Below are 24314 nucleotides of genomic sequence, written 5' to 3'. Positions count from 1 at the left end.
CGAACATTCCTCCGAAAAGCGTGAAAACTAGCCTTTTGCCGCTTTCTCGCTCTGTTTTTTTCTTGCCATTTTCTTATACAGCTTAAGTATGCCCATGTTGTACATGATGGGGCGTATCTGCCGTTTTATCCTGTTTTTCAGCTTGAAAGTCGATGGGAAGTACTTCTTTTGCAGACCATGTACCGAAAGTTCGTCTATATCAGCGAACATTTCGTCGCGGCGCGGGCTTGGCTTAGCCGAAGCCACCATCATTCCGCCGTTTATGGCGCTGTCGTTATCGAAATCCAGTTCCTCCACATCGAGGTTTTTCCTTATCTTCTCAAAAGCCTCAGCCGCCTTAGCATTATTGACCAATACCTGCGAAACGCCGATGCCGTCATCCATACGGGGGGCAGCGCCGCTGACATACCAGTAGTCACCGGCTGTGAAGCTGCTGCGCCTGAATTTGCCTTTGCAGTGGCAGTTATAGCATGACGGGCGAGATATCATCTCTTTGCTGTAGAATTGCAGCATGGGGTCAACATCGTAGGGTTCGTCATATTCGCTGCCGTCATCGAACACTACACGCATCGTTGTGCTGCCGTATCCGTAGGTCTTTTCGCGGAACCTTACCTCGCGTATCTCCTTGCCGCTGCGCTTTTTCTGCCAGTGCAGATATTTGCGCCAGAATTTCGGTGAGGGCACGCCCTTGCAGATTATATCCATCGTATAGAGTTCATCATAGTCCCGTCCGAGATAATTCAGCAGACCTTCGACCTGACAGGGAGTGCCTGTGAAAAGCACTTTTCTGCCGCCTGCAAGGAACTCCTTCACCTTGCGGTAGCTGAACCCCACATCGCTCTGCACATATTTCGAGCGGTTGAACTGCTTTATATCCTCCATACTTTCTATGAAGCTGTGGCGTACCCTGAAATTCTCGTCAAAACCAACGCCGAAAACGCAGCCGCCCTCTTTAAGCACGAACTCAGCAGCTGCCGCGAAAAATCCTCCCGAAGTCGAGGTCTTTCTGAGGTCGTCATTCCTGTGCCTTACGAGATAAGCCTTCGGTCGGTCGTCTGTTTTGTTTTTGTTGAGTACGGGACAGACTTTGGTGCAGCGCCCGCAGTCGATGCACTTCGCGGCATCGGTGACAGGGTATGAAAAGCCCTCTTTATCGGGCTTCATCTTTATGCAGTCTTTCGGACAGCTGTTCATGCAGGCAGAACAGCCGCAACAGTCTTTTTTTACCAGTTCTGATATATCCATTATGGTCACCCGCTCAGTTTTTCAGTGACTTTGAAAGATAGTTCCACGAATACTTTCTAAGTTTTTCTATATTTTTATCCACCTCAGCATAGTCGGTGCTGTCGGTTATAAATCTGTCTTCCCAGACATCATTGACGATACGGTCTTTCATGCCCGCGATGGAAAGCAGCGATTCCAGTCTTGAAAAAGTGTTTTTGCTGCTGTCGGCGCTGTGCCGCCTGAACACCATGACCTTCTTGTGGTACAGTATAGAAAATACTGTGCCGTGATATGAGTCGGTGCAGACATACTCCGCGTTCTTTATGGCACTTACAAAGTTTGACGGGTCGGGGTCATCAGCGAATTTCGCATTGAGTTTGTTGTCATACTCGCATATCTCACCGAAAAACGGCATCATCACGATGGGCAGACCTGTCTTTTTGGCCAGTTTGAGCACGCATTCACGCGGTTCTCTTCTGTTGCCCAGAAAATAGCAGAAGATATATTTGCCCTCAGTCACATTCTTTTCGGGCAGTATATCGTCCCAATCCTCAGCTTTAAAGAGAATAGTCGGGTCGCACACAACGGGGACTTTCTCGCCCGTAAGCTGTTTTACTATTTTCTGCCCCCTTATCTCGCGCACAGATATGTGGTCAAACTTCTTAAGGAAATCCTTGTAGGACTTTTCCAGCAGGAAAGGCACATGCGACACCCCGAAACTCGGCGCATAAGCGACCCGCTTGGTGTTTTTCGGCAGCCAGTTCAGTGTGTAGAAATCCGAACCGCTGTTGATGGGGTTCCACACCTGGTCACTGCCCAGTACAGCCATGCTGTAGTTTCTGCCCGCCTTTTTCAGCGCATCATAACCCACTATCTTAGGCGAAGCAGTCATGTATCTGTCAACAAAGGCATCGAACACTTTGTTGCGCCTGCTGATGAACTCGCTGTTCTTTCGCTGGAAGAATTTTCTTTTAACAAAAGACCAGCGTTCAGCCATTATCGAGGGTATCAGCAGTTGGATAAGGTACTTGTACGCCGTCTTTTTTGTTTTCGTATATTTTATATATTCGTTGTCATAGCCCAGCTTCGTAACAGCTTTCTGCGTCGCATAAGACTGTAAAACGCTGCCGAAATTGCGTATATTCGGGCATACAACGACCGCAACTTTCTTCATATCGGTACTCCTGTCTGATAACCTGAGATATCTTTTATTCCGCCTGAATGTGTTTTTATGTACGAAAAGTGTGAATTTTCGATGGTTTGTTTACATTCGCAGGCAGTATAAATTACATAAAAAACGGTGCACGATCACAGCGGACATGCACCGATTTCTGTTCTCGATTTATGAATTGCCGTTTTTGAACACGAAAAGAATAGTCTTTATGATTATTTTTACATCAACAGCTAAAGAGCGGTCAGCCACATACTTTCTGTCAAGGGCTATCTGCTCGTCTTTGGTCAGCGAATTTTTGCCGCCTACCTGCCAGTAACATGAAAGACCGGGATTCACCAGCAGTCTGTCATCAGGAAGATTTGCCTGCTCTCTCGGTATGAACGGTCTTGGACCTATCACCGACATATCGCCTTTAAGTATGTTCACCAGCTGGGGCAGTTCGTCGATAGAGGTCTTTCTGATAAAATGACCTATCCTTGTGATGCGCGGGTCATTCTTCGTCTTGAAAGTTGCGCCCTTGCATTCATCTCTTGCCATAAGTTCTTCGCGTATCTTGTCGGCTTTCTTGTACATCGAACGGAATTTGTAGATCCTGAAGATCTTTCCGCCCTTGCCGACCCTCTCCTGCGTATAAACGGGATTGCCGAAATCATCTATCATGATAAGCACCATGACTATCACCATCATAGGTGAAAGCACCAGCAGTGCCGTCAGCGAACAAATGATGTCGCATATCCTCTTCACCACATCGTAAACAGGCTTTTCTTCATAGTCTGTCACCGAAGATGATGATATGGTTATATCCCTCTCCGCTGCAGCTGCATCATTGAAGCTGGTCACTTCGATGCTGTTGTTCAGGATATTTTCAGTTTGCACATTCAAAGTAGTCATTAAAATTCCTCATAACTAAATAATTTTACCCCGCACCGCAAAGGAGCGCCGCGTGGTATACGGATAGGTCAAAGGGCGCATGGCACACCTTTTTACCGCCTCACCATATCAGACCGATGGCATGCGAAAAGATTGATGAAGCTGAGAGAAGCCGCTGTGTTACCTGATCTTTTATACATACTTTTTGTTAAATATTATACTTGTTCGCCCTTATTATAGCACACTTAAACGATAAAGTCAATATTTTTCCCTGTTTTCATCACTATAAATAATACAGCAAGTTTTTATATGATTATTATAACTAAAGTATATATTTCTTTAATTTTTTCTCAAACTTCTGTGCACAAATCGGGCTAAAAATGCCGTTTTCACTGAATTTTTATGTCAATCGGTACTGTTTTTCTACCATCTTGGAAAATTTTCGCTATTATGTATATTTTATTTGAATTAATATTTCTTTTGGGGCGTTATTAAACGCAAATTAATTGACATATTCAGTCAAATGTAGTAAAATATTAATGAATATATAGATAGTATCATTTGCAGTTACATCGGGCATGTTATCGTTTACACGATATTTGCTGCGAGGAATAAATAGAAGAATTTTTTCGGGTGATGGGTGATAGAATGAATATAATCTTACTGTCGGGCGGCAGCGGGAAAAGGCTTTGGCCGCTCTCAAATGATATACAGAGCAAGCAGTTCCTGCGTCTGTTCAAGACAGATGACGGGCGGTATGAGTCTATGCTTCAGCGTGTGTACCGCCAGATAAAGTCGGTGAGTGATGCGCAGATAACCATCGCCACATCACAGCCGCAGGTGAGTGCCATAAGAAATCAGCTGGGCAACAAGGTATCGGTCTGTATCGAACCATGCAGGCGTGACACTTTCCCTGCCATAGCACTGGCGGCGGAATATCTGCATGATGTTCAGGACGTTGACAGGGACGAGTGCATAATAGTCTGCCCTGTTGACCCATATGTTGACAACAGCTACTATGAGTGTGTGCGTTCGCTGGAGGCTCTGGTAAAGGGCGGCGAAACTGCGCTGACGCTAATGGGCATAGAGCCTACATATCCGTCAGACAAATACGGCTACATCATACCCGAAGAGAAGTCTGATATAAGCAGGGTGCGCTCCTTTAAAGAGAAGCCTGACAGGAAGACTGCGGGCGAGTACCTTAAGCAGGGGGCGCTGTGGAATGCGGGCGTTTTCGCGTTCAGGCTGGGGTATATACTTGATAAAGTCAGCGAGATAACGGGCATTGACGGCTATGATGCTCTGCTGGAAAAATATGAAGTGCTGGATAAGATATCCTTTGACTACGCTGTGGTCGAGAAGGAGAATTCGATACAGGTCGTTCGCTATTCGGGCGAATGGAAAGATGTCGGCACATGGAACATGATGACTGAGGTCATGGCTGATACCTCAAAGGGCGATGTCACACTGGACGAAACATGTGAGAACACCCATGTTATCAACGAACTCGGCATACCTTTGCTGTGCATGGGCTGTAAGAATATGGTCATAGCGGCGAGCGGTGACGGCATAATCGTTGCTGATAAAGAGCGCAGCGGCTATATGAAGCCTTATGTCGAGAAGATAGCAGGCGCGGCGCACTATGCCGAGAAGTCGTGGGGCACCTATACGGTCATCGACACTCAGCCTGAGACCATGACAGTCAAGATAAAGCTGTTCGCGGGCAACCGCATGAAGTATCAGAGCCATCGTCACCGTGATGAGGTGTGGACAGTGCTGTCGGGCGAGGGCAGGTTCGTCATAGACGGAAAAGAGATATTGGTGAAGCAGGGCGACACTGTCAGCGCAAAGGCCGGGGTCAAGCACATGATAATCGCTGATACCAACATGAGCATAATGGAAGTCCAGATAGGCAAGGAGATAAGCCGAAAGGACAAGATAATATACGAACATGAACAGGGCAGGAAAAAAGATAAATGAGCGGCGTTAATGAGAAAAACTACCAATGGATAGCCACACTGAGGGGCTTTGCGGCACTTCTGGTCTTCACGGCACACCTGCCGATACCCATGCCGTATATTGTCAGCTTTGCTATGGGCAGGGCGGGCGTTGTGCTGTTTTTCCTGATAACTGGATATCTGGCGGTGCAGTCGCGGCGCAAAAGGTCGCGGCGGCAGTATCTGTTCAACCGTTTTGTCAGAATGTACCCTGTTTTCTGGCTGATACTTATAGCTACATACATCGTCAAGATAGTGGCTTGGGACGCAGGTTTCACGAAACACCTGAAAGAACTTGTGCTGAACATGACGCTCTTCAACGAATTTCTGGGGGCTGACTGCATCATCGGCACAAGCTGGATGATGCCCATACAGGTCTGCTTCTTTGTGATGCTGGCAGTGCTTTCGGCTGACTTTTTTGACCTTGCTGACAAGGCAAAAGCAAAGTGGGCTGATCTTCTGTTTTACGGGATGAGCGTGCTGACGCTGGTGCTTTCTGTGCTGAGATATACGAAGAACAAGCCGTTCCCGACGGCTTTCGGTCTGCTGATACTGGTGTCGCTGATAGGCTTGCAGTACCGCGACTGCGGCGATATCAAGGGATGTGCGAAATATCTTGCGATATTCGCGGTCACATTCCTGCCAAGCGTTTTTCTTTCATACAAGGGCGAGGCTGTGGGTTACATCGCGGCGTATGTCATCGGCATGGTGCTGTTTCTTGCGGCTGACAAGTCGGGCGTTTCTATAAAGGCGTTCAACATGCTGGGCAGTGTGGGATTTTCGTTCTTCCTGGCAGCTGACATACCACACATCATACTGGAAAAATTCATCGACCCCAAAGCATCTGTCGGCGCACTGGTGATATTCACGGTCATCAAGCTGGCGGCGAGTCTGGGGCTGGCATATCTGCTGACAAAGTTTGTTGAAGAGCCGATGCTGAAAAAGGCAAAGGCTTTTGAAAGCAAGCTGAAATAAATTTTACAGAGGCGGTAAAAATGAAAAAAGTACTGCATATATCCAAGTATTATTTCCCTTTTATAGGCGGCGTTGAGGAAGTTGCGGCTGACATAACGGCGGCGCTGAAAGGCGAGGATTACGAGCAGAAGATAATCTGTTTCAACGAGGACTCGACCACTGACGGGGTAACTACCCACAGGGGCGAAACTGTACACGACTACATCGACGGCGTTGAGGTCATCAGGTGCGGCACTGCCGTGAAAGTGGCTTCGCAGGCGCTTTCGGCGGCGTATTTTGGCGAACTGAAAAAGGTGATGGAGGGTTACAGACCCGATATCGTGGTCTTCCACTACCCAAATCCGTTTGTTTCGGAGTTGCTGCTGAAATACAGGAAGATGGACTTCAAACTGGTGGTCTACTGGCACCTTGACATCACAAAGCAGAAGATACTCTCGAAGTTCTTCTATAAGCAGAATATCGAACTGCTGGAAAGGGCTGACAAGATAGTTGCCACAAGCCCCAATTATATCAAGGGAAGTCCGTTCTTAAGGCGTTTCAGGGATAAGTGCATCGTCATACCCAACTGCATAAACAACGAGCGGCTGACTGTGACCCCTGAGATAGAGGCGCTTGCGGCAAAGATACGCCGCAAGTACAAGGATAAGTTCATCTGCTTCGGACTGGGCAGGCACATACCATACAAGGGCTTTATCAAACTGGTGGAGGCGAGCCGTTATCTCGATGACAGGTTTGCCATACTGATAGGCGGCAAGGGCGAACTGACAGGCATGCTTATGAAAGAGGCATCGGGCGACAGCAAGGTGCATTTTCTGGGCAAGATAAGCGACAGTCAGCTGATAGCCTGTCTGCTGGCGTGTGATGTTTTCTGTTTCCCGTCTGTTACTAAGAACGAGGCGTTCGGCATAGCGCTGGCTGAGGGCATGTATTTCGGCAAACCTGCGGTAACGTTCACCATCGAGGGAAGCGGTGTCAATTATGTCAATGTCAAGGACGTTACAGGTCTTGAATGTCCGAATTCCGACAGTGCGGCTTATGCGAAAGCACTCGAAAAGCTGGCGGCAGACCCCGAACTCAGGAAAAAGCTGGGTGAAGCGGGCAGAGCAAGGGTGCTTGAAAAGTTCACCTACGATACTTTCCGCGCAAACATACTTGATATGATGGAAAAACTGTGATATTTCCGCTGCTGACTGTGCAAAATGGTCGGCGGCGTTTTTATGCAGACATGAAGAAAGCACTTCCTGTGGGGAGTGCTTTTTGCTTTGGCAAAGTAAAAAGGCAGTCCCGCGACGGAACTGCCTTTTCTATGTAAGTTATGTGCTTGGGGATAGGAAATTACTTTACAGTTATGGTAACAGCGTTCTTGATAGCGTTTACTGTATCCCAAGTGCCGTTTACTCTTGCGGCGATAGCTACCTTGTAGGTCATGTTTGGAGTCAGGTTCTTGGGAGTGGTGTAGGAAGTGGTGGTGATGTTGGAGGTCTGTATTCTCCACTTGCCTGCCAGATATACAGCGATGCCGTACTTGTCAGCACCGGGAACAGCGTCCCAAGTAAATCTTACCTGATGATATTCTTCGCTGTACTGTACCTGAATGTTGGTAGGATAAGTAAGAGCAGATGCGGTGGAAGATACGGCAACAGTGGTGCTTACAGGAGTAGTGCCGTATACGAATTCACCGAAGATATCACTGCCTGTTACCGAAGTAGTTTCAGTATCCAGTGCGAGGGTAGTGCCCTTTACCTCAGCGCCGTCCTTGATCTCCAGGACGAAGTCACCGACCTTGTAGTCAGAACCGATGGTCATAGGAGTCATAACGGTGTACATGGAATATCTGAACTCGCCGTCGTCTTTGTAGTTGCCCAGTGCAGAACCACCGATAGCGGAATCGAACTCAGCAGAGTTGAACAGGCTCTTGTCAGTCTTCAGCGAGAAAGTCAGTGCAGAGACCTTGTTGTTCATGAAACCGTTCATATAAACAGGAACTACCAGATACTTAGTGCCGTCATACTCTTCGATAGCAGCAGTGCCCAGCTTGGTCTGTACAGCCATGCAGGAAACGGTCCTTACGCCGAACCAGTCATCGTGAACTTCACCTGTCTTGGTGTTGGTGACTGCAACACGGAAGTGACGCATGTTCATTGCTCTGGTCATTGTATCGGAGTAGGTGTAGTTTGTAGCGCCGCTTATAGCAGTCCAGTTCAGTGCGTCATATCTGTTGGTGCCGCCTACCTGGTCATCGCTGTAGTACCACTGGTAGGTGAAATCGCTTGCGCTGTAGCTGCCCAGATAAGTTGTGCCGAGATTTACCTCAAAGGTGAACTTCTCGCCTACAGCAACATACTGGTCACCTGTCATCCAGCTATAGCCCTCGCCCTGAGCGCTTGCAACGATAGCACCGCCGTTAACAGCGGTAGTCGCAGGAACTGCCATAGCTGCTGCTGGCATCATTACTGCTACTGCGCACAGAACAGCTGCACACTTGCTTGCTGCTTTTGTCATTTTCATAGTAAAGACCTCCAATATAAATTTTTAATTCCCATACCCGATATATCGGTGTTGTATGTAGTCGACAATGATATCCTCACATTTGCTAATATTTTGTCATGTTTGCATTTGTGGTTCAATCTTTTTAACTGTTCACATTATATCATATTTTCGGAGTGGTTACAATGGTTAAAATATATAAAAATTAAAAACGTATATTGTTTCTTTAATGATATAGATATAAATGATTTATTCACACAAAATATTTAAGTTAAGATTAAGGTTGGTTTGTCTGATGCCGTGTGGTATGGTGAGGTGAAAGCCGAAGTTTTCGGGTTATATCCGATTTTTATGGTGATGCACGGTGCCGTCGTTTGCTTAAGTTGACTGCATAAGATATTGTGCAGCCGAAACACGAGAACGTCTTGACATATATAATAATATTAAACCCAAAACGATATGACCGACAGCACGTAATGGTATGGTGTAAAGTTTCACACAATACGCAAAACGGCAGCCCCGATAGGAACTGCCGTCATATTTATTGTGTTATTGTCAAGAAGTCTTACATCACTTTACAGTAACGGTGATAGCGTTCTTGATAGCGCCTGCGGTATCCCACTGACCGTTTACTCTTGCAGCAACAGCTACCTTGTAGGACATGCCCGGAGTCATGTTCTTAGGCGATGTGTAGCTGTTGGTGGTGATGTTGGAAGTCTGTATTCTCCACTTGCCTGCCAGATATACAGCTATGCCGTACTTGTCAGCGCCGCTTACCTTATCCCAAGTGAATCTCATCTGGTGATACTGCTCGCTGTATTCTACCTTGAGGTTCTGAGGAACAGTTGTGGAAGTTGTAGAGGAAGAAACGTTGATGGTAGTGCCTGTGTATGTAGCACCATATACCATGTCGCCCTCAACATTGCTGCCTGTCAGCACCATTGGGTTGTCATTGTAAGCTGTCATATTGACCTTTACAGCAGTTGCGCCGCTCTTAGGAGTAACGTACAGATAGCCGAGAACATTGTCAGAACCCAGAACAGTAGGAGTCATTACAGTTGCGTGCTGAAGAACATACGAACCTGCGACCTTGTCAACTCTGTCAGTCTTGCCGTCACCATCGGTATCCTTAGGATCGTTCTCCTGGAAGAAGCCGAAACCGAAGCCGTCGCCCTCATTTACGAGATTGCTGCTGTATTCCCACTTGATAGCCGATACCAGATTAGCATCAAACTTGAAGTTGGGCATGAAAGTGGATACCATGTTCTTGTAAGCGCCTGTGATGGTAACAGGGATCTTGTAAGAACCGTCAGACTGCTTTACAGCAGTACCCATAGCAGCTTTGACAGCTATGTTGCTCAGAGTTCTTACTGTGGAATAATCAACAACGCCGCTGTCGGTGTTTGTTATCTTGCATCTTACGTGTGCGCCGTTGAGTTTATCGGTCATAGTGCCCTTGATGGTAGCACTTGTAGCGCCTGAGAAAGTCTGCCAGTTGAAGTTTGTGCCTGCATAAGCTATCTCCCACTGGTAAGAAGCGTTCTTTACCCAGCTGCCGACATTAACTGTGAATGCAAAAGAATCACCATTCTTTACATACATGTCACCTGTCATGCTGGTGAAGTTGTAGGTAGGTGTTGCTGCACTTGCTACTATAGCACCGCCGTTGAAAACGGTCGCAGGAACTACGGCTGCTGCTGCGGGCATCATAACTGCCATCGCACACAGAACAGCTGCGCACTTGCTTGCTGCTTTTGTCATTTTCATTCTTAAGACCTCCATAAATAATTTGAAAGTTTTTCACCCGACGATATCTCGCCGAAACTTTTTTGCCGATGTCAAATCAAGATAAACTGCCCTGTTAACAGCTTGTTAACGATACATGCCGCACTCTCTCCAATTCACGGATATATACAGTTTAATAATTTAACTATCCGTATTATATCATGTTTAAAAATTCTTTGCAATAGCCACTTTCTCCAAAATTTAAGGGTTTCTTTTATGGGGTATCGCCAATTAATAGGGGTGATGGTATTTAAGCTGAGTTTTATTTATACAGAATATCTATAGCAATCCAACTTTTTAAATTCACAAAATCCAGTCGCAAAAGCTGGGATTTATGGGTTTTGTGACTGGATTTTGTCTGAATTTTAAGGCGGATTGCTATAATTAACAGGAAAAATGTCACTGCATTTTGATGTATGCAAAAGGCTGACATGAGATCTGCTGCATTTGTTATGCGGAATACATACACTTCGGATATTATGGCGGGACATACTCAAATTTACGCCATTGTCATTGACATGTCAGATAAAAAATAGTATAATAGAAAAAGCGGATATTTTTCGTAAACGCTTTTGCCGCCCCGATGCGGCTGGCGCAAAACTTATCTCATAGTCAAGACATGGCTGTGCAGGTCATTCCTGCGGTCGGTCTGAACACAAAGGAGAATTCAATATGAAAGGCATAATTTTAGCAGGCGGTTCGGGCACAAGGCTCTACCCGCTGACGATGGTGACTTCAAAACAGCTTTTGCCTGTTTATGACAAGCCGATGGTCTACTACCCGCTGAGTACGCTCATGCTGGCGGGCATAAAGGATATACTGATAATCTCGACCCCGACCGACCTGCCGAACTTTGAGCGCCTGCTGGGTGACGGTTCGGAGTACGGCATAAACTTAAGCTACAAGGTACAGCCCTCGCCCGATGGTCTTGCACAGGCTTTCATACTGGGTGAAGAATTCATAGGCGGTGATGCCTGCGCTATGGTGCTGGGGGACAACATCTTCTACGGCAACGGTTTCGGGACACTGCTGAGGACTGCGGTGAAAGATGCTGAGGAAAATGCCCGCGCAACAGTTTTCGGCTACTATGTGCCCGACCCCGAACGCTTTGGTGTGGTGGAGTTCGATGAAAGCGGAAGGGCAGTTTCCATTGAAGAAAAGCCTGCACAGCCGAAGAGCAGTTATGCGGTGACAGGGCTGTATTTCTATCCTGCGGGCGTTTCTGCAAGGGCTGATAAGGTAAAGCCGTCTGCGAGGGGCGAACTGGAGATAACCACCCTCAACGAGATGTATCTTGATGACGGTCTGCTGGATGTTCAGCTTTTGGGACGGGGCTTTGCATGGCTGGATACAGGCACGATGGACAGCCTTGCTGAGGCTACAAACTTTGTGCAGATGATACAGAACCGTCAGGGCATTGAGATATCTGCGCCCGAAGAGATAGCTTTCATAAACGGCTGGATAGACCGTGACGGGCTGATGCGTTCTGCCGAAAAATACGGAAAATCCCCCTACGGCGCACACCTGAGAAAGGTCGCTGAGGGCAGGATAAAATACTGAGGTGTACTTTGATAATGGGAAATTTTACATTCAATGAAACTAAGATAAAAGGCGTTTACATAATCGATGTCAAGACCTACGGCGACAATCGCGGCTATTTCATGGAAACCTACAAGGAAGCAGATTTCAAGGCGGCAGGGCTTGATTACAACTTCGTGCAGGACAATCAGTCAAGTTCCCGCAAGGGCGTGCTGAGAGGTCTGCATTTTCAGAAGACCCACCCGCAGGCAAAGCTGGTGAGGGTCATAAAAGGCGAGGTCTTCGATGTGGCAGTTGACCTGCGCAAGGGCAGTGAAACTTACGGTCAGTGGGTGGGCGTACTGCTTTCCGAAGAGAACCACAGGCAGTTCATGATACCGCGCGGATTTGCACACGGCTTCGTTGTGGTCAGCGATTATGCTGAATTCGCCTACAAGTGTGACGATGTCTACCACCCCGAAGATGAGGGCGGCATCATGTGGAACGACCCTGCCATCGGTATTGAATGGGCAGATGTCGGTGAAGTGATACTTAGCGAGAAAGACAAGCATCACCCGTCGCTGGCGGAATCAAAGATCGAATTTTAAGGAGAATATGACATGAATATATTTGTAACAGGCGGTGCGGGCTTCATCGGCTCGAACTTCGTTTTCCACATGCTGGATACTTACCCCGACTACCGCATCGTATGTCTTGACAAGCTGACTTATGCGGGCAATCTTTCAACACTGGCACCTGTGATGAATAACCCGAATTTCAGGTTCGTCAAGATAGATATCTGCGACCGTGAGGCTATATATAAGCTGTTCGAGGAAGAAAAGCCAGATATCGTTGTAAACTTCGCGGCTGAGAGTCACGTTGACCGTTCCATCGAAAATCCTGAGATATTCTTACAGACCAACATTCTTGGTACACAGGTGCTTATGGACGCATGCCGCAAGTACGGTATACAGAGATATCATCAGGTTTCCACAGATGAAGTCTACGGCGACCTGCCCCTTGACAGACCCGACCTGTTCTTCACCGAAGAAACACCGATACACACATCTTCGCCCTATTCTTCGTCAAAGGCGGGCGCTGACCTGCTGGTAATGGCATATCACCGCACCTACGGTCTGCCTGTGACAATTTCGAGATGTTCAAACAACTATGGTCCGTATCACTTCCCCGAGAAGCTGATACCGCTGATGATAGCAAACGCGCTGGCTGACAAGCCTCTGCCTGTTTACGGTGAGGGTCTTAACGTGCGTGACTGGCTGTATGTGGAAGACCACTGCCGCGCCATCGACCTGATAATACACAAGGGCAGAGTGGGCGAGGTCTACAATGTGGGCGGTCACAACGAGATGAAGAATATCGACATTGTAAAGCTCATCTGCAAGGAGTTGGGCAAGCCCGAAAGCCTTATCACCCATGTTGAGGACAGAAAGGGTCACGATATGCGCTATGCCATCGACCCGACAAAGATACACAACGAACTGGGCTGGCTTCCCGAAACAAAGTTTGCTGACGGCATAAAGAAGACCATCAAGTGGTATCTGGACAACAAGGAGTGGTGGGAAACCATCATTTCGGGCGAGTATCAGAACTACTATGAAAAAATGTACGGTAACAGAGGTACGATATAATGAAATTTTTTGTGACAGGCGTGGGCGGTCAGCTGGGTCATGATGTTATGGCTGAACTGGCAAAGCGCGGCTATGAAGCCGTAGGCAGTGATATCCTCGACAGCGTGCCGCAGGATATCGAATATAAAAAGCTGGATATAACCGACAAGTCTGCTGTTGAACAGGTCATCACTGCGGTCAAGCCAGATGTGGTGGTACACTGCGCCGCATGGACGGCTGTCGATGCGGCTGAGGACGAGGAGAATATCCCGAAAGTACGGGCGATAAATGTTGACGGCACACGCAATATCGCGGAAGTCTGCAAAGCACTTGACTGCAAGATGATATACATTTCCACCGACTACGTTTTTGACGGCAGGGGCGAAGAAGCGTGGAAGCCTGACTGCAAGGACTATGCGCCCCAGAACGTTTATGGTCAGTCAAAGCTGGACGGCGAATTTGCTGTGGCTGAAACGCTGGAGAAATACTTCATCGTGCGCATAGCATGGGTGTTCGGCAAAAACGGCAGTAATTTCGTCAAGACCATGCTTAACGTGGGCAAAAAGCACCCCGAAGTGCGTGTCGTCAATGACCAGATAGGCACTCCGACCTATACGCCACACCTTGCAAGACTGCTGGTCGATATGGCTGAAACCGACAAATACGGCTATTACCACGCCACCAACGAGGGCGGGTATATATCGTGGTACGATTTCACCTGTGAGATATACAGGCAGGCGGGGCTTGATACGAAAGTCACACCTGTTACCACTGCCGAATATGGTCTTAGCAAAGCGGCAAGACCTTTCAACAGCCGCCTTGACAAGTCCAAACTCACCGAAAAAGGCTTCAAGCCCCTCCCGACATGGCAGGAAGCGCTTTCTGAATTCATAATTCATAATTCATAATTGTTGGCAGGCATTCGGGTTTATATGTATTAATAAAATGCGTGGACGAAATATCGTTCACGCATTTTTTTGTTGTTTTATTACAGCGGGCGTTAATAATATTGCTCCCCCAATTAAACCTTGCCACAATCCATAAAGCTACATAATCAAAACGCTGTAAAATGGAGGGTTTTATATTTCAGGTAATTCAAATACGGCAAGGTTTAGTTGGATTATCAATAGTTGGCGGTTTTCTCTCTCCCCCGCCGCAGGCGGGGGAGAGAGAAAACATCTCAATAACTGTTCCTTGTAATACCTTTATTATTAGTTGTGTTTTAAAGTTATGACCATATAAAGAAAATGCGTGGACGAAATATCGTTCACGCATTTTTTATGTTGTTTTATTACAGCAGGTATCAACTGCGCATCTTTTCGTTCGGGTGTTTGTCGTAGTAGGCTTTTTTGTCGGTGTACATGCGTTCATCGGCGTTGTGCAGTGCGGCGCGGACATTCTTCACATCAGCTTCGTAGCCTGTACCGATGGCGAATACAACTTTATCGTATCTTTCGGATATCTTCCTCAGCTTGTCGGCTTTGCTTTCAAGTTCATCTTCGGTGACATCTGTCAGCACTACCACAAATTCATCGCCGCCTGCGCGGAATATCTGGTGTACCGCGAAGACATCGCGCATGGCATCTGCGGCATTTTTCAGCAGTCTGTCGCCTGCATTGTGACCCTCATTGTCATTGATGCGTTTTAAACCGTTCAGGTCAACAAAGATTATGCCCACCGATTTTGTAGTGTCTTCCTTAGCCAGTGCATCGATGAAGTTGTTCATCTCGTTGCGGTTCATGACTCCGGTCAGCATGTCGGTCGAACTGAGTATGTGCAGTTTGTCCAACATACGGTAGCTGTACAGTTCTGATGCCAGTATGAATGTGGTTATCTCCAGTATTTCCTTGATAAGATCGGCGGCTTCGGCGTTGAAGTTTATCGACCAGATATAACCCAGCAGTTCGCCCTTGAATTCCAGCGGGAAGAGCACTATATTCTTACAGCCCGCCCCTTTCAGCGATTCGTACCACGCAGGATTGCGCTCCTGCACCACCTTCATATCATGGGTGTTTTTGACTATCACGCAGTTGCTTCCCGCGATGGTGGCTTTCCACGAATCTGCGATATCGTAGAAGTTTTTATCGAGGTAACTGTCCATCGGCAGGAGTTTCGAGCCATCAGCGAACGCTTCGCACAGCACCGAACATTTGCGCTTTTCAGTGTCCATAAGCATGATACAGCAGTGTTCGGAACCGCACTGTGCGCGGATATCACTGCATATCACAGACATAGTTTCTCTGAAATCCTCAGCGCTTCTCAGCTTGATGAAAGTTTCAAGCACAGCAGATGCGATATCAGCTGATATGGAGGACATGCGCTTTGGGTCTGGCTTTATGTTTATATCCATTATGTACAGGCAGTAGCAGATGTTGCCGTCATCGGGGATAAGCGGCAGGAAAGTCAGGTCGAACCACACATCAAAGCGGGTGGCATGGGCATATGAATGAAGTACCTGCTTGTGTACAGCCGCATTGTAGCATGCGTCCTCAAAATTCAGGTCGCGGGGGATATATTTGGTGTATAACTGGTTAGGTACGAACTTTTCCGTCAGCATGGTTATCTTCTCAACGGGGTGCTCGATGCTGGCGATATAGGGCTTGTTGCCCGTGACTATGCGGACATTGCCGTAATCATCTTCCCCGAATTTTTCCACCGACATCACACAGGCGGCGGTGGGTATGTTGTCGCATATTGCCTGAAAATCCATAAATAATATTACACTTCCTTTAATGGTATGATCGCCGCGCGGTCACAGTATAATGAGTCAAAAAAATGTCATGAAATGACAAGATACTGTGACACAGCTTTTATTATTCATATTATAACACATAATTTCCTTTTTTGCAACAAATTCTCCAAAAAAATAATTTATATGTATGCCAAAAAATGAACACTCTTCACAGCAAAAATGGCAATTCAAGATACTTTTCCCGCACCGCATCACCTGACGAATGTTATCGCGGTGCTAATATCTGACAGTCCGCGAAGTATATTTCAATGCAGGTAATGGAATAGAGGCACTCGTTATATTCTGAGCGAATATTTTTATGTTTTTTAGTATATTTTTACCTATTGTGTAAATATTTAAGCAATTAGGCACAAAATGATAGTTTTTTGTCCGTATAACACATTGAAATTTGTAATAACATGTGCTATCATTATCTATATTGAATGGCGGAAGAGAAGACCGCCATAAATGCGGCACAACGCTCTGCCGCAAGATCTTAAACGAGGTGAGATCATGAAGAAAAGCATTTTCCGAAAAGGCATGGCACTGCTTATGTCGGGTACGATGATGCTGGCACTGATGCCTGCCATTTCAAATGACCTGACTGTAGGTGCCGCCGCAAACAAAGCCCGTGTATCGGTACACGACCCGTCTGTTGTGAAAAACGGCAGTACCTATTATGTGTTCGGTTCGCATATCGAGGCGGCACGCAGTTCCGATCTGCAAAACTGGACACGCTTCACCAACGGCTACACCACACCTAACAATGTGGAATTCGGCAACCTTTCGACCAACCTGAAAAAGGCTTTCGCATGGTGCGGCGAAGACCTTGAAGACTGCGCAGGCGGCTTCTCGGTGTGGGCGCCCGATGTTTACTGGGACGCTCAGTATCAGAATTCCGACGGCACAAAGGGCGCTTATCTGATGTACTTCTGCACATCTTCGACCTATATCCGTTCGGTGATATGCTTTGCGACCTCTAAGAATATCGAGGGTCCCTACACTTTCGCTGATACGCTGATATATTCGGGCTTTACCAAGAACGACCAGTATGTGACCAGTTCCACCAAGAACGTTAACAAGAAGTACACTTCGACCAATATCGACGAACTGATATCGTCGGGTGAAGTTACCATGAACAACAGCTGGTTCAGCAGCAACAACTTCAACAACTCACTGTTCCCCAACGCTATCGACCCCACCATATACACCTCTACTGACGGTAAGATGTATATGACCTACGGTTCATGGTCGGGCGGCATATTCACCATTGAGATCGATCCTAAAACAGGCAAGTGCATACACCCCAAGACAGGCACGACATCTGACGGCAGAATGGTGGACAGCTATTTCGGCACAAAGATAGCAGGCGGCTACACCAAGTCGGGTGAAGGTCCTTTCATCGAATACAACGCTGATACAGGCTACTATTATCTCTGGACGACACTCGGCGGACTGACTGCAACAGGCGGCTATAACATGCGTGTGTTCCGTTCCACCAGCCCCACAGGACCTTTCACCGACCCATCGGGCAACGCGGCAGTCATCGCCAGCGGCGGCAATGTCAACAGCATCGGTTTGAAAGTGATGGGCAACTACAAGTTCAGCACCCTTGACAATGCTTACATGGCGTGTGGTCATAACTCAGTGCTGAAAGACGATGACGGCAGATGGTATCTGCTTTACCATGCACGCTTCAACACAGGCAACGAGTATCACGAAGTCCGTGTACATGAGATGTTCTTCAATGAAGAGGGCTGGCCTACCGTCACACCTTTCGAGTATTCGGGCGACCATATCGCGCAGACCGGTTATGAAGAGTCTGATATCGCGGGCGATTACGAATACATAAATCACGGCAAAGCTACTGACGGCAACGTTATCAATTACCAGAGCATAAAGCTGAATTCCGACCTCACCATATCCGGTGCGGTAAGCGGCACATGGTCGCAGGCGGCTGACAGCGCGGCAGCTACACTCACAATAGGCGGTCAGAAGTACAGCGGTTATTTCATCGCGGCGGCTAACGAAAAGGGCACAAAGGTGATGTCCTTCACCGCAGTGGGCAGTAACGGTCAGACCGTGTGGGGCGCTAAGACCAAGACTTATTCGGGCAGTGCAAGGGCGGCAGTCACCGACTACACCAACACCGATGCACAGCTTGTCATGTCCCCCGATACAGCAGGTGCTTCCAGCAAGGCATCAAGACTCAGCGGCACCGATCTTGTCAGCGGCGCGACATACTTTATCACCAACAAGAACAGCGGCATGTCCCTCGACCTGCCCGCAGGCGCACTGGACGCAGGCACAAATATCCAGCAGTGGGATTTCAACAAGTCATGGGCACAGCAGTGGAGGCTGGTCGCTGTTGACGATACTTATTTCAGGATAGTAACACTGGGCGATGAGTCAAAGTGCATCACCGTAGCAGGCAGTTCTTCAAACGATGGTACAAATGTTGAATTACAGCCCTACACAGGCGCAAGCGGACAGCTGTTCAAGCTGGTGAAGAGCGGAAGCTACTACGGCATAGTATCGAAATGTTCAAGCGGCAACAGCGCACTGGACGTTTTTGAGTGGTCTACCGAGAACGGCGGAAATATCGCCCAGTACCCCTACCACGAATATGACTGCCAGCTTTGGTCTGTACAGCCTGTTTACCCCGCTGTGGTAAGCGGCACATACACCATAAAGAACCTCAACAGCGGTCTGTACATTGCAGGCAAATCGGGCAATGTTGTGCAGACATCTGCAAAGAAGTGGAACTTTACCAAGCAGTCAGACGGCACATTCATCATACAGGATACCACAGGTCTTGCGATGACAGTTGAGAACGGTTCTTCCGCAGACGGTGCAAACATCACCCTTGCCGCACTTAAGGGCGATAATTCGCAGAAGTTTAAGATACAGTGCAACAAGGACGGCACCTATTCATTGCTGACAGTTTCATCAAACGGCGCAAGATGCGCTGATGTATACGAAATAAGCCTTGCAGACGGCGCAAACATCTGCCAGTGGGAATACTGGGGCGGCGACGGTCAGAAGTTTATACTTGAACCCGCAGTGCCCGAAAACACAACAGTCACCCGCAACGGAGATGTCAACCTCGATGGCAAAACAGATGTCATCGACTGCATGTACTTTGAGTATTATCTCACAGGCGGTACAAGCTACACACTTGAAATGCCGATGGCAGCAGACCTCAACAACGACGGCTTGCTCAACAACAACGACCTTGTACTGCTGAGAAAAATGGCACTAGCTTAACCCCTCCCCTGAATAAATGCTGCATGCGTTTTGTATATTCGCGTGCAGCATTTTTATATGTGGTTATCACGCTGACACACCACAAAAACAGCGGCTATACAGAACTTAAGGTTCTTAGCGTATATCTTTCCCCCGCCGCAGGCGGGGGAAAGATATGGGGCGCTCAATTATCCTTTTGTTCACCGCATTTTTAGTTGGTGTGCTAAAGGGATAGTCATATTTTTATATGGCGGCATAAAAGTTCATGACTTGTTGTCTGTACTATAGCAATCCGCCTTAAAATTCAGACAAAATCCTGTCACAAAACCCATAAATCCGAGCTTTAGCGACCGGATTTTGTGAATTTAAATAGTTGGATTGCTATAATTTTAATAGTTAGTTAATTATACAATTTGCAGTTTATGTACATATTTCTTTCACTATATTGCATAAAGCGTTTGGGAATATGTTGACAGTTGTTAATAAATATGCTATATTTAATGTAAAAAAATAGCGCGCAAAAATCGGTATGTGCGCAGATACGCGGTAAGCAGATGTTTCGGGAAAGATATCACGAATTGTTCGGAACACTGCCCTCAGTGTGTTGCATATGTTTTGCATAAAAAGATGTTCGGTGATGCCGCGCGGCGGGGCATCTGCCGAAATATAACAAAGCCATCAAGTTATAATTCCCCTGAAATACAAAGAAAAAAGCCCGACTGCGGTACCAAACTGCGGCGGGGCTTTTTTCTGTTGCGGACACTAATGCCTGAAATAAAAACTCCCGCCGCTTTTTGGGGAAGTGACGGGAAGTTTTGTTTGAACTAATAGTAATAGTATAAACTCATATCAGGATACTTTGGTGTATATCTGACCGCCGTTCAGGGTCTTGCCCTTTGCGGCAAACATGTCGGATATGGTAACTACCTGATAGCCGTTTGCTTTCAGCCAGGGGAGAACTCTCTCCATAGCTTCGGCAGTGGTGGACTTGGTTTCGTGGCAAAGCACGATAGCACCGTTCAGTGAGCCGTTGTTTGCGGCGTTCTGTATAGTCCATACTATCTGGTCGGCAGATGCGTTGTCCCAGTCCTTAGTATCAAGTGAGCAGGTTATCATGGGAACATCGTACAATGTCTGCTGTACCTGCCAGTTAGAAGACAGATAAGGCAGTCTGAGCAGTTTTGAAGGCTCTTTGCCGATTATTCTCTTCAGCTTGTTGTATGTGGTGTCATACTCACTGCGTATCTGCTGAGAACTCTGCTTTGTGAGATCGGGGTGAGTTGTGGTGTGGTTTGCGATCTCCATGCCCTTGCTGTCAGCATAGCGTACCTGGTCTTCCGAACCGATCCAGTTGCCTACATAGAAGAATGTAGCGCGGAAGTCGCATTCTGCCAGAGCGTCTATTATCCTGTAGCCGCTGTTTGTGGGGCTTGTGCCGTCATCAAAGGATATAGCGACCATCGGCTTTGATGGGTCAACATAGTAGCCGTTATGTGTCTGAGGCTGATCGTTGTTGCCGTTGTTACCATTATTGCCGTTGTTGCCATTGCTGCCTGAGCGTGCAACGATAACAGAAGCGTTTTTGAGAGCACCTGCGGTGTCCCACTTGCCGTTTATCCTTGCGGCAACAGCTATCTTGTAGCTTGTGCCTGCCGAGATGCACTTGGGTGTGACAAAAGAAGTTGTGGTTATATCCGACTTCTGTACTCTCCACTTGCCTGCCAGATATACAGCGATGCCGTATCTGTCAGCGCCCTTTACGGGATCCCAGCTTATCTTGAACTGACGGCTTGGTGCGTTGTACTCTGCGGTGATATTAGTAGCGTAAGTAGTGTTGGTAGGTGTAGTGCTGTGTGTGTTGGTATTGCCGTTGTTTGAAGAACCGCCCTCAGCCTTGTAGCCTGCCTTTGCGCATATCGCTCTGTCGATATAGATATCGGTCAGGCTGTCGGGTGCTTCGATGTATACCTTGCAGTTCTTAGCGCCGGTCGGAATGGTGAAGTTTGTGTTCTCCAGCAGAGTCCACTTGCCCGCAGTGCAGTCAGCCTTAGCTATCTGAGCATATTTGGTAGTGCCGTCAGCATCGTACTGCATAGTCAGTGCCAGTGATGCACTTGTTGCAGGCATAGCCATCGTGCTGAAGCTGTACGCACTGCCCGCCTTGAAGTAGTTGCTGTCAAGTGCAAGTTCTGCGCCGTTCCAGTTGCTCGTTCTGCCGCTTATGTACAGTGATTTGCTGCCCTCATAAGCCTTAGAGGAAGAAGCAGCTATGGAAGCATTGCCCCTTGCCTGCCAGTAATCGGTGCCGTTCTCGAAAGAACCTGTGTACAGCGTGCCCTCTATAGGAGTCGGGTCACTGCTGCCGTTGTTACCATTGTTGCCGTTGTTGCCATTGTTGCCGCTGCCGCCTATCTTGAGGTTATTGCCGTAAACGGTAGCCTTGCCGCTCGACCTGTAGCCCTCGATATTCAGTGCTACTTCGTACATCTTGCCCATCTTAAGACCTGCCTTTTCCCAAGCCTTGAAATGCTCGGAAACGCTTATGGTGCCCTCGATGTAAGAGCCGTTGCCCTGCGGCTTGCTCTTGCGGACGCTCCAGTACTGGTCAAATGTGGTGTCACCGTCAATGGACGGTGCATTCTCACGGGTGGTCTTGTAGATGTCATACTGACCGCCGTCAGAATAAACTGTGCCCAGCGAATATGACTGTCCGGGCGGACGCCAGTCACCCCACGATTCTACGATGTAATACTCGACCAGAGGATTTCTCGTCCAGCCGTAAACGCACATGTATGAGTTGCCGTTTGGCTGGAAGTCTACTGCGTAATCGATGGATATATCGCCAAGTTCCTGATAGGTCTTGGTGCAGTCGAACTTCTGACCTTTACGGAACAGGCAGTTGTTTATGTTGCTCCACTCGCAGGAGAACGTACCGCCGCCCGTGATGGTCATGCGGGTGTTGCCTGTGTCTTTCCAAAGCTCGAAAGCGTAGCCGTCTTCGGTACCTGTCTTATTGTCGTAATAAGTCTGGTCGGCAAAGGCGGGTATCGCAGAAAGCCCTGTCAGGCACATAGCCGCCGCAGCAGCACAGCTGACAGCTTTTTTGATAAGCCCATGCTTCATGTCATCTTACCTCACTTTCTTCGGATATATTTGGGTAAGGCTGAGCCTTGCCCCGCTTTTCATGACTTGACAGCAGATATGCCGAAAACAAGGCGCCTTAAAGGTTTTCGCCGCGTCTGACTGTCTTTGTTTATTATTTTACCAAAATTGCAGAGATTTACAAGACGATTTTTGCGGTAAGCGCTACAATTTGACCGATTATTGCGAATTATTGACGAAAAACATAAAAGTTATGAGCAAAATTGATTGATTTTAGGGGATTTAAGTACAACTTTCATAGTCAAATTCGTAAATGTAAATATTTTGACCGAACAAATCAGCAATAAACAACCGATAATAGTTTCTTAACATTTGTGTCAGCTTTTCGCACACCGACTGCAAACGCCGATACACGGCTGTCAGCGTTATACCGAAAACTTCGGTGTAATATCACACAATAGTTCTGCTATTGCGTTTGGAATAAAAAAGTGAGCGTTCCCGCGCGGGGACGCTCACTTATATTATCTTGCTGACACAACGGATTAGCAGATTTTCAGCGAATATTAACGATAGCCCGCAGTTTTCTTTCCAATGTTGCTGGCGCGGAAAAGAAAACATATCAATAGATGTTTCCGATAATATCGTCAGTATTATAGCGATCCAACTTTTTATATTCACAAGATCCAGTCGCAAAAGCTGGGATTTATGGGTTTTGTGACCGGATTTTGTCTGAATTTTAAGGCGGATTGCTATAGTGGTGTTTCAAGGGGTAAACCGAAATATTAAATGTGGTTATTCCGCTGACACACCAAAATAAGCGATGTTATATTGGGAACTGAATATAGTTGGCGTTTATCTTTCCCCGCCTGCGGTGGGGGAAAGATAACATCAACTCAGTATTTCCTTGTTATAAAGGTATTTTTTGGTGGTGTGCTAAAGGGATAGTCATAATATTAAATGTCACAGCCTGAACCTTGCGGGCATAAGTTCATCAAGGGTGTGTTCGCCATCTGTGAGTATTATCCTGAGATCTCCGCCGCAGAACTCGCTCATAACTTGCAGGCATGCGCCGCAGGGGTAACAGGGCGAAGACAGGTCGCCGTCACCGCCGACTATCGCTATGGCAGAAAACTCCCTTACGCCCTCAGATACCGCTTTGAATATGGCAGTGCGCTCAGCACAGTTGGTCAGTGAATAGGAACTGTTCTCAATATTGCACCCGCGAAAAACAGAGCCGTCCGCACACAGCAAAGCCGCACCCACCCTAAAATGTGAGTATTTGCAGTAAGAATTTTCAGCCGCTTTTTCGGCTTCTCTCAGAAGTTCATCATTCGTCATGGTATGACCCCCTTTTTGAGAATATTATATCACCCACACAGCCCGCTGTCAAGCCGCAAAGGTCGTGCTGTTCGATCGGCGGGAGCAAGCACCAGCCCCACATGCTGACATGCGCCGTATTCTGCAAGGGCATGCGCGGCAAATGGTGCATCAGTATTTGACATTTTGCTAAAATGTGTTATAATAAAACTGTGAGCCTAAATAAATTCAGAGGCTCGTTATACAGACCACGAACGGAG

Annotated in this window: 14 protein-coding genes and 2 pseudogenes; 8 read left to right on the top strand and 8 right to left on the bottom strand. The window is 47.4% G+C overall.

The window, feature by feature from the left end; genetic code table 11:
* Positions 1–27: 27 nt before the first annotated feature.
* The 3 genes from CUS_RS15390 to CUS_RS15380 all read right to left on the bottom strand — a co-directional run bounded on the left by CUS_RS15390 (position 28) and on the right by CUS_RS15380 (position 3289).
* Complete coding sequence (locus CUS_RS15390) at positions 28–1245, bottom strand: Coenzyme F420 hydrogenase/dehydrogenase, beta subunit C-terminal domain (RefSeq protein WP_002852381.1); 1218 nt, start codon at positions 1243–1245, stop codon at positions 28–30.
* A gap of 13 nt (positions 1246–1258) precedes the next feature.
* A complete protein-coding gene (locus CUS_RS15385; RefSeq protein ID WP_002852537.1) occupies positions 1259–2398 on the bottom strand; it encodes a polysaccharide pyruvyl transferase family protein in 1140 nt (379 codons plus the stop codon).
* A gap of 168 nt (positions 2399–2566) precedes the next feature.
* A complete protein-coding gene (locus tag CUS_RS15380) occupies positions 2567–3289 on the bottom strand; it encodes a sugar transferase (RefSeq protein WP_002852493.1) in 723 nt (240 codons plus the stop codon).
* A gap of 627 nt (positions 3290–3916) precedes the next feature.
* On the opposite strand from CUS_RS15380, the gene CUS_RS15375 reads away from it, so the two are divergent.
* The 3 genes from CUS_RS15375 to CUS_RS15365 are packed head-to-tail and all read left to right on the top strand — an operon-like array spanning position 3917 to position 7415.
* Complete coding sequence (locus CUS_RS15375) at positions 3917–5248, top strand: sugar phosphate nucleotidyltransferase (protein WP_002852517.1); 1332 nt, start codon at positions 3917–3919, stop codon at positions 5246–5248.
* Positions 5245–6240: an acyltransferase family protein gene (locus tag CUS_RS15370; RefSeq protein ID WP_002852461.1), complete on the top strand. Its 996-nt coding sequence runs from the start codon at positions 5245–5247 to the stop codon at positions 6238–6240. The genes CUS_RS15375 and CUS_RS15370 overlap by 4 nt, the downstream gene beginning before the upstream one ends.
* A 20-nt stretch (positions 6241–6260) precedes the next feature.
* Positions 6261–7415 (top strand): glycosyltransferase, encoded by a 1155-nt coding sequence (locus CUS_RS15365; RefSeq protein ID WP_002852475.1) that lies wholly within the window; start codon positions 6261–6263, stop codon positions 7413–7415.
* A gap of 160 nt (positions 7416–7575) precedes the next feature.
* Here CUS_RS15365 and CUS_RS20540 read toward each other — a convergent pair.
* Positions 7576–7854: pseudogene (locus CUS_RS20540) on the bottom strand (fibronectin type III domain-containing protein); the annotation flags it as partial.
* A 1443-nt stretch (positions 7855–9297) separates the two neighbouring features.
* Positions 9298–9573, bottom strand: a pseudogene (locus CUS_RS20535) (fibronectin type III domain-containing protein); the annotation flags it as partial.
* A 1611-nt stretch (positions 9574–11184) separates the two neighbouring features.
* Between CUS_RS20535 and rfbA the strand changes: the two are divergent.
* Genes rfbA through rfbD form a run of 4 tightly spaced genes read left to right on the top strand, consistent with a single transcriptional unit; the run spans position 11185 to position 14566 of the window.
* On the top strand, positions 11185–12072 hold the full coding sequence (gene rfbA / locus CUS_RS15350; protein ID WP_002852411.1) for a glucose-1-phosphate thymidylyltransferase RfbA: 888 nt from the start codon (positions 11185–11187) through the stop codon (positions 12070–12072).
* A gap of 14 nt (positions 12073–12086) precedes the next feature.
* Complete coding sequence (gene rfbC, locus CUS_RS15345; protein ID WP_002852380.1) at positions 12087–12638, top strand: dTDP-4-dehydrorhamnose 3,5-epimerase; 552 nt, start codon at positions 12087–12089, stop codon at positions 12636–12638.
* A 12-nt stretch (positions 12639–12650) separates the two neighbouring features.
* Positions 12651–13679, top strand: coding sequence for a dTDP-glucose 4,6-dehydratase (rfbB, locus tag CUS_RS15340; RefSeq protein WP_002852391.1), 1029 nt, complete (start codon positions 12651–12653; stop codon positions 13677–13679).
* On the top strand, positions 13679–14566 hold the full coding sequence (gene rfbD, locus CUS_RS15335; RefSeq protein ID WP_002852432.1) for a dTDP-4-dehydrorhamnose reductase: 888 nt from the start codon (positions 13679–13681) through the stop codon (positions 14564–14566). The genes rfbB and rfbD overlap by 1 nt, the downstream gene beginning before the upstream one ends.
* 395 nt (positions 14567–14961) lie before the next feature.
* Here rfbD and CUS_RS15330 read toward each other — a convergent pair whose 3' ends face one another.
* Positions 14962–16368, bottom strand: a complete 1407-nt coding sequence (locus CUS_RS15330; protein ID WP_002852484.1) for a GGDEF domain-containing protein — start codon at positions 16366–16368, stop codon at positions 14962–14964.
* Between the two features lie 534 nt (positions 16369–16902).
* Between CUS_RS15330 and CUS_RS18845 the strand changes: the two genes are divergently transcribed.
* Entirely contained in the window at positions 16903–19656 is a 2754-nt protein-coding gene (locus CUS_RS18845) for an RICIN domain-containing protein (protein WP_002852479.1), read from the top strand.
* Positions 19657–20484: 828 nt separating this feature from the next.
* On the opposite strand, the gene CUS_RS18840 is transcribed toward CUS_RS18845, so the two are convergent.
* Positions 20485–22758 carry a glycoside hydrolase family 11 protein gene (locus CUS_RS18840; RefSeq protein WP_050792249.1) on the bottom strand — a complete coding sequence of 758 codons (2274 nt, stop codon included), beginning with the start codon at positions 22756–22758 and terminating at the stop codon, positions 20485–20487.
* Between the two features lie 939 nt (positions 22759–23697).
* Entirely contained in the window at positions 23698–24075 is a 378-nt protein-coding gene (locus CUS_RS15315; protein ID WP_002852416.1) for a cytidine deaminase, read from the bottom strand.
* Positions 24076–24314 lie beyond the last annotated feature (239 nt).

Source organism: Hominimerdicola alba 8 (assembly GCF_000178155.2).
Taxonomy (GTDB): domain Bacteria; phylum Bacillota; class Clostridia; order Oscillospirales; family Ruminococcaceae; genus Hominimerdicola; species Hominimerdicola alba_C.
Note: the sequence above shows the minus strand (reverse complement) of the source record. Positions and strands in the feature narration are given on the sequence as shown.

Bases quoted from the DNA above. Each gene is read 5' to 3' on its own strand.
- CUS_RS15365 (WP_002852475.1), top strand. From the start codon at position 6,261: ATGAAAAAAGTACTGCATATATCCAAGTATTATTTCCCTTTTATAGGC.
- CUS_RS15370 (WP_002852461.1), top strand. From the start codon at position 5,245: ATGAGCGGCGTTAATGAGAAAAACTACCAATGGATAGCCACACTGAGG.
- rfbA (WP_002852411.1), top strand. From the start codon at position 11,185: ATGAAAGGCATAATTTTAGCAGGCGGTTCGGGCACAAGGCTCTACCCG.
- CUS_RS15375 (WP_002852517.1), top strand. From the start codon at position 3,917: ATGAATATAATCTTACTGTCGGGCGGCAGCGGGAAAAGGCTTTGGCCG.
- rfbC (WP_002852380.1), top strand. From the start codon at position 12,087: ATGGGAAATTTTACATTCAATGAAACTAAGATAAAAGGCGTTTACATA.
- rfbB (WP_002852391.1), top strand. From the start codon at position 12,651: ATGAATATATTTGTAACAGGCGGTGCGGGCTTCATCGGCTCGAACTTC.
- CUS_RS15390 (WP_002852381.1), bottom strand. From the start codon at position 1,245: ATGGATATATCAGAACTGGTAAAAAAAGACTGTTGCGGCTGTTCTGCC.
- rfbD (WP_002852432.1), top strand. From the start codon at position 13,679: ATGAAATTTTTTGTGACAGGCGTGGGCGGTCAGCTGGGTCATGATGTT.
- CUS_RS15380 (WP_002852493.1), bottom strand. From the start codon at position 3,289: ATGACTACTTTGAATGTGCAAACTGAAAATATCCTGAACAACAGCATC.
- CUS_RS15330 (WP_002852484.1), bottom strand. From the start codon at position 16,368: ATGGATTTTCAGGCAATATGCGACAACATACCCACCGCCGCCTGTGTG.
- CUS_RS15315 (WP_002852416.1), bottom strand. From the start codon at position 24,075: ATGACGAATGATGAACTTCTGAGAGAAGCCGAAAAAGCGGCTGAAAAT.
- CUS_RS18845 (WP_002852479.1), top strand. From the start codon at position 16,903: ATGAAGAAAAGCATTTTCCGAAAAGGCATGGCACTGCTTATGTCGGGT.
- CUS_RS15385 (WP_002852537.1), bottom strand. From the start codon at position 2,398: ATGAAGAAAGTTGCGGTCGTTGTATGCCCGAATATACGCAATTTCGGC.
- CUS_RS18840 (WP_050792249.1), bottom strand. From the start codon at position 22,758: ATGAAGCATGGGCTTATCAAAAAAGCTGTCAGCTGTGCTGCTGCGGCG.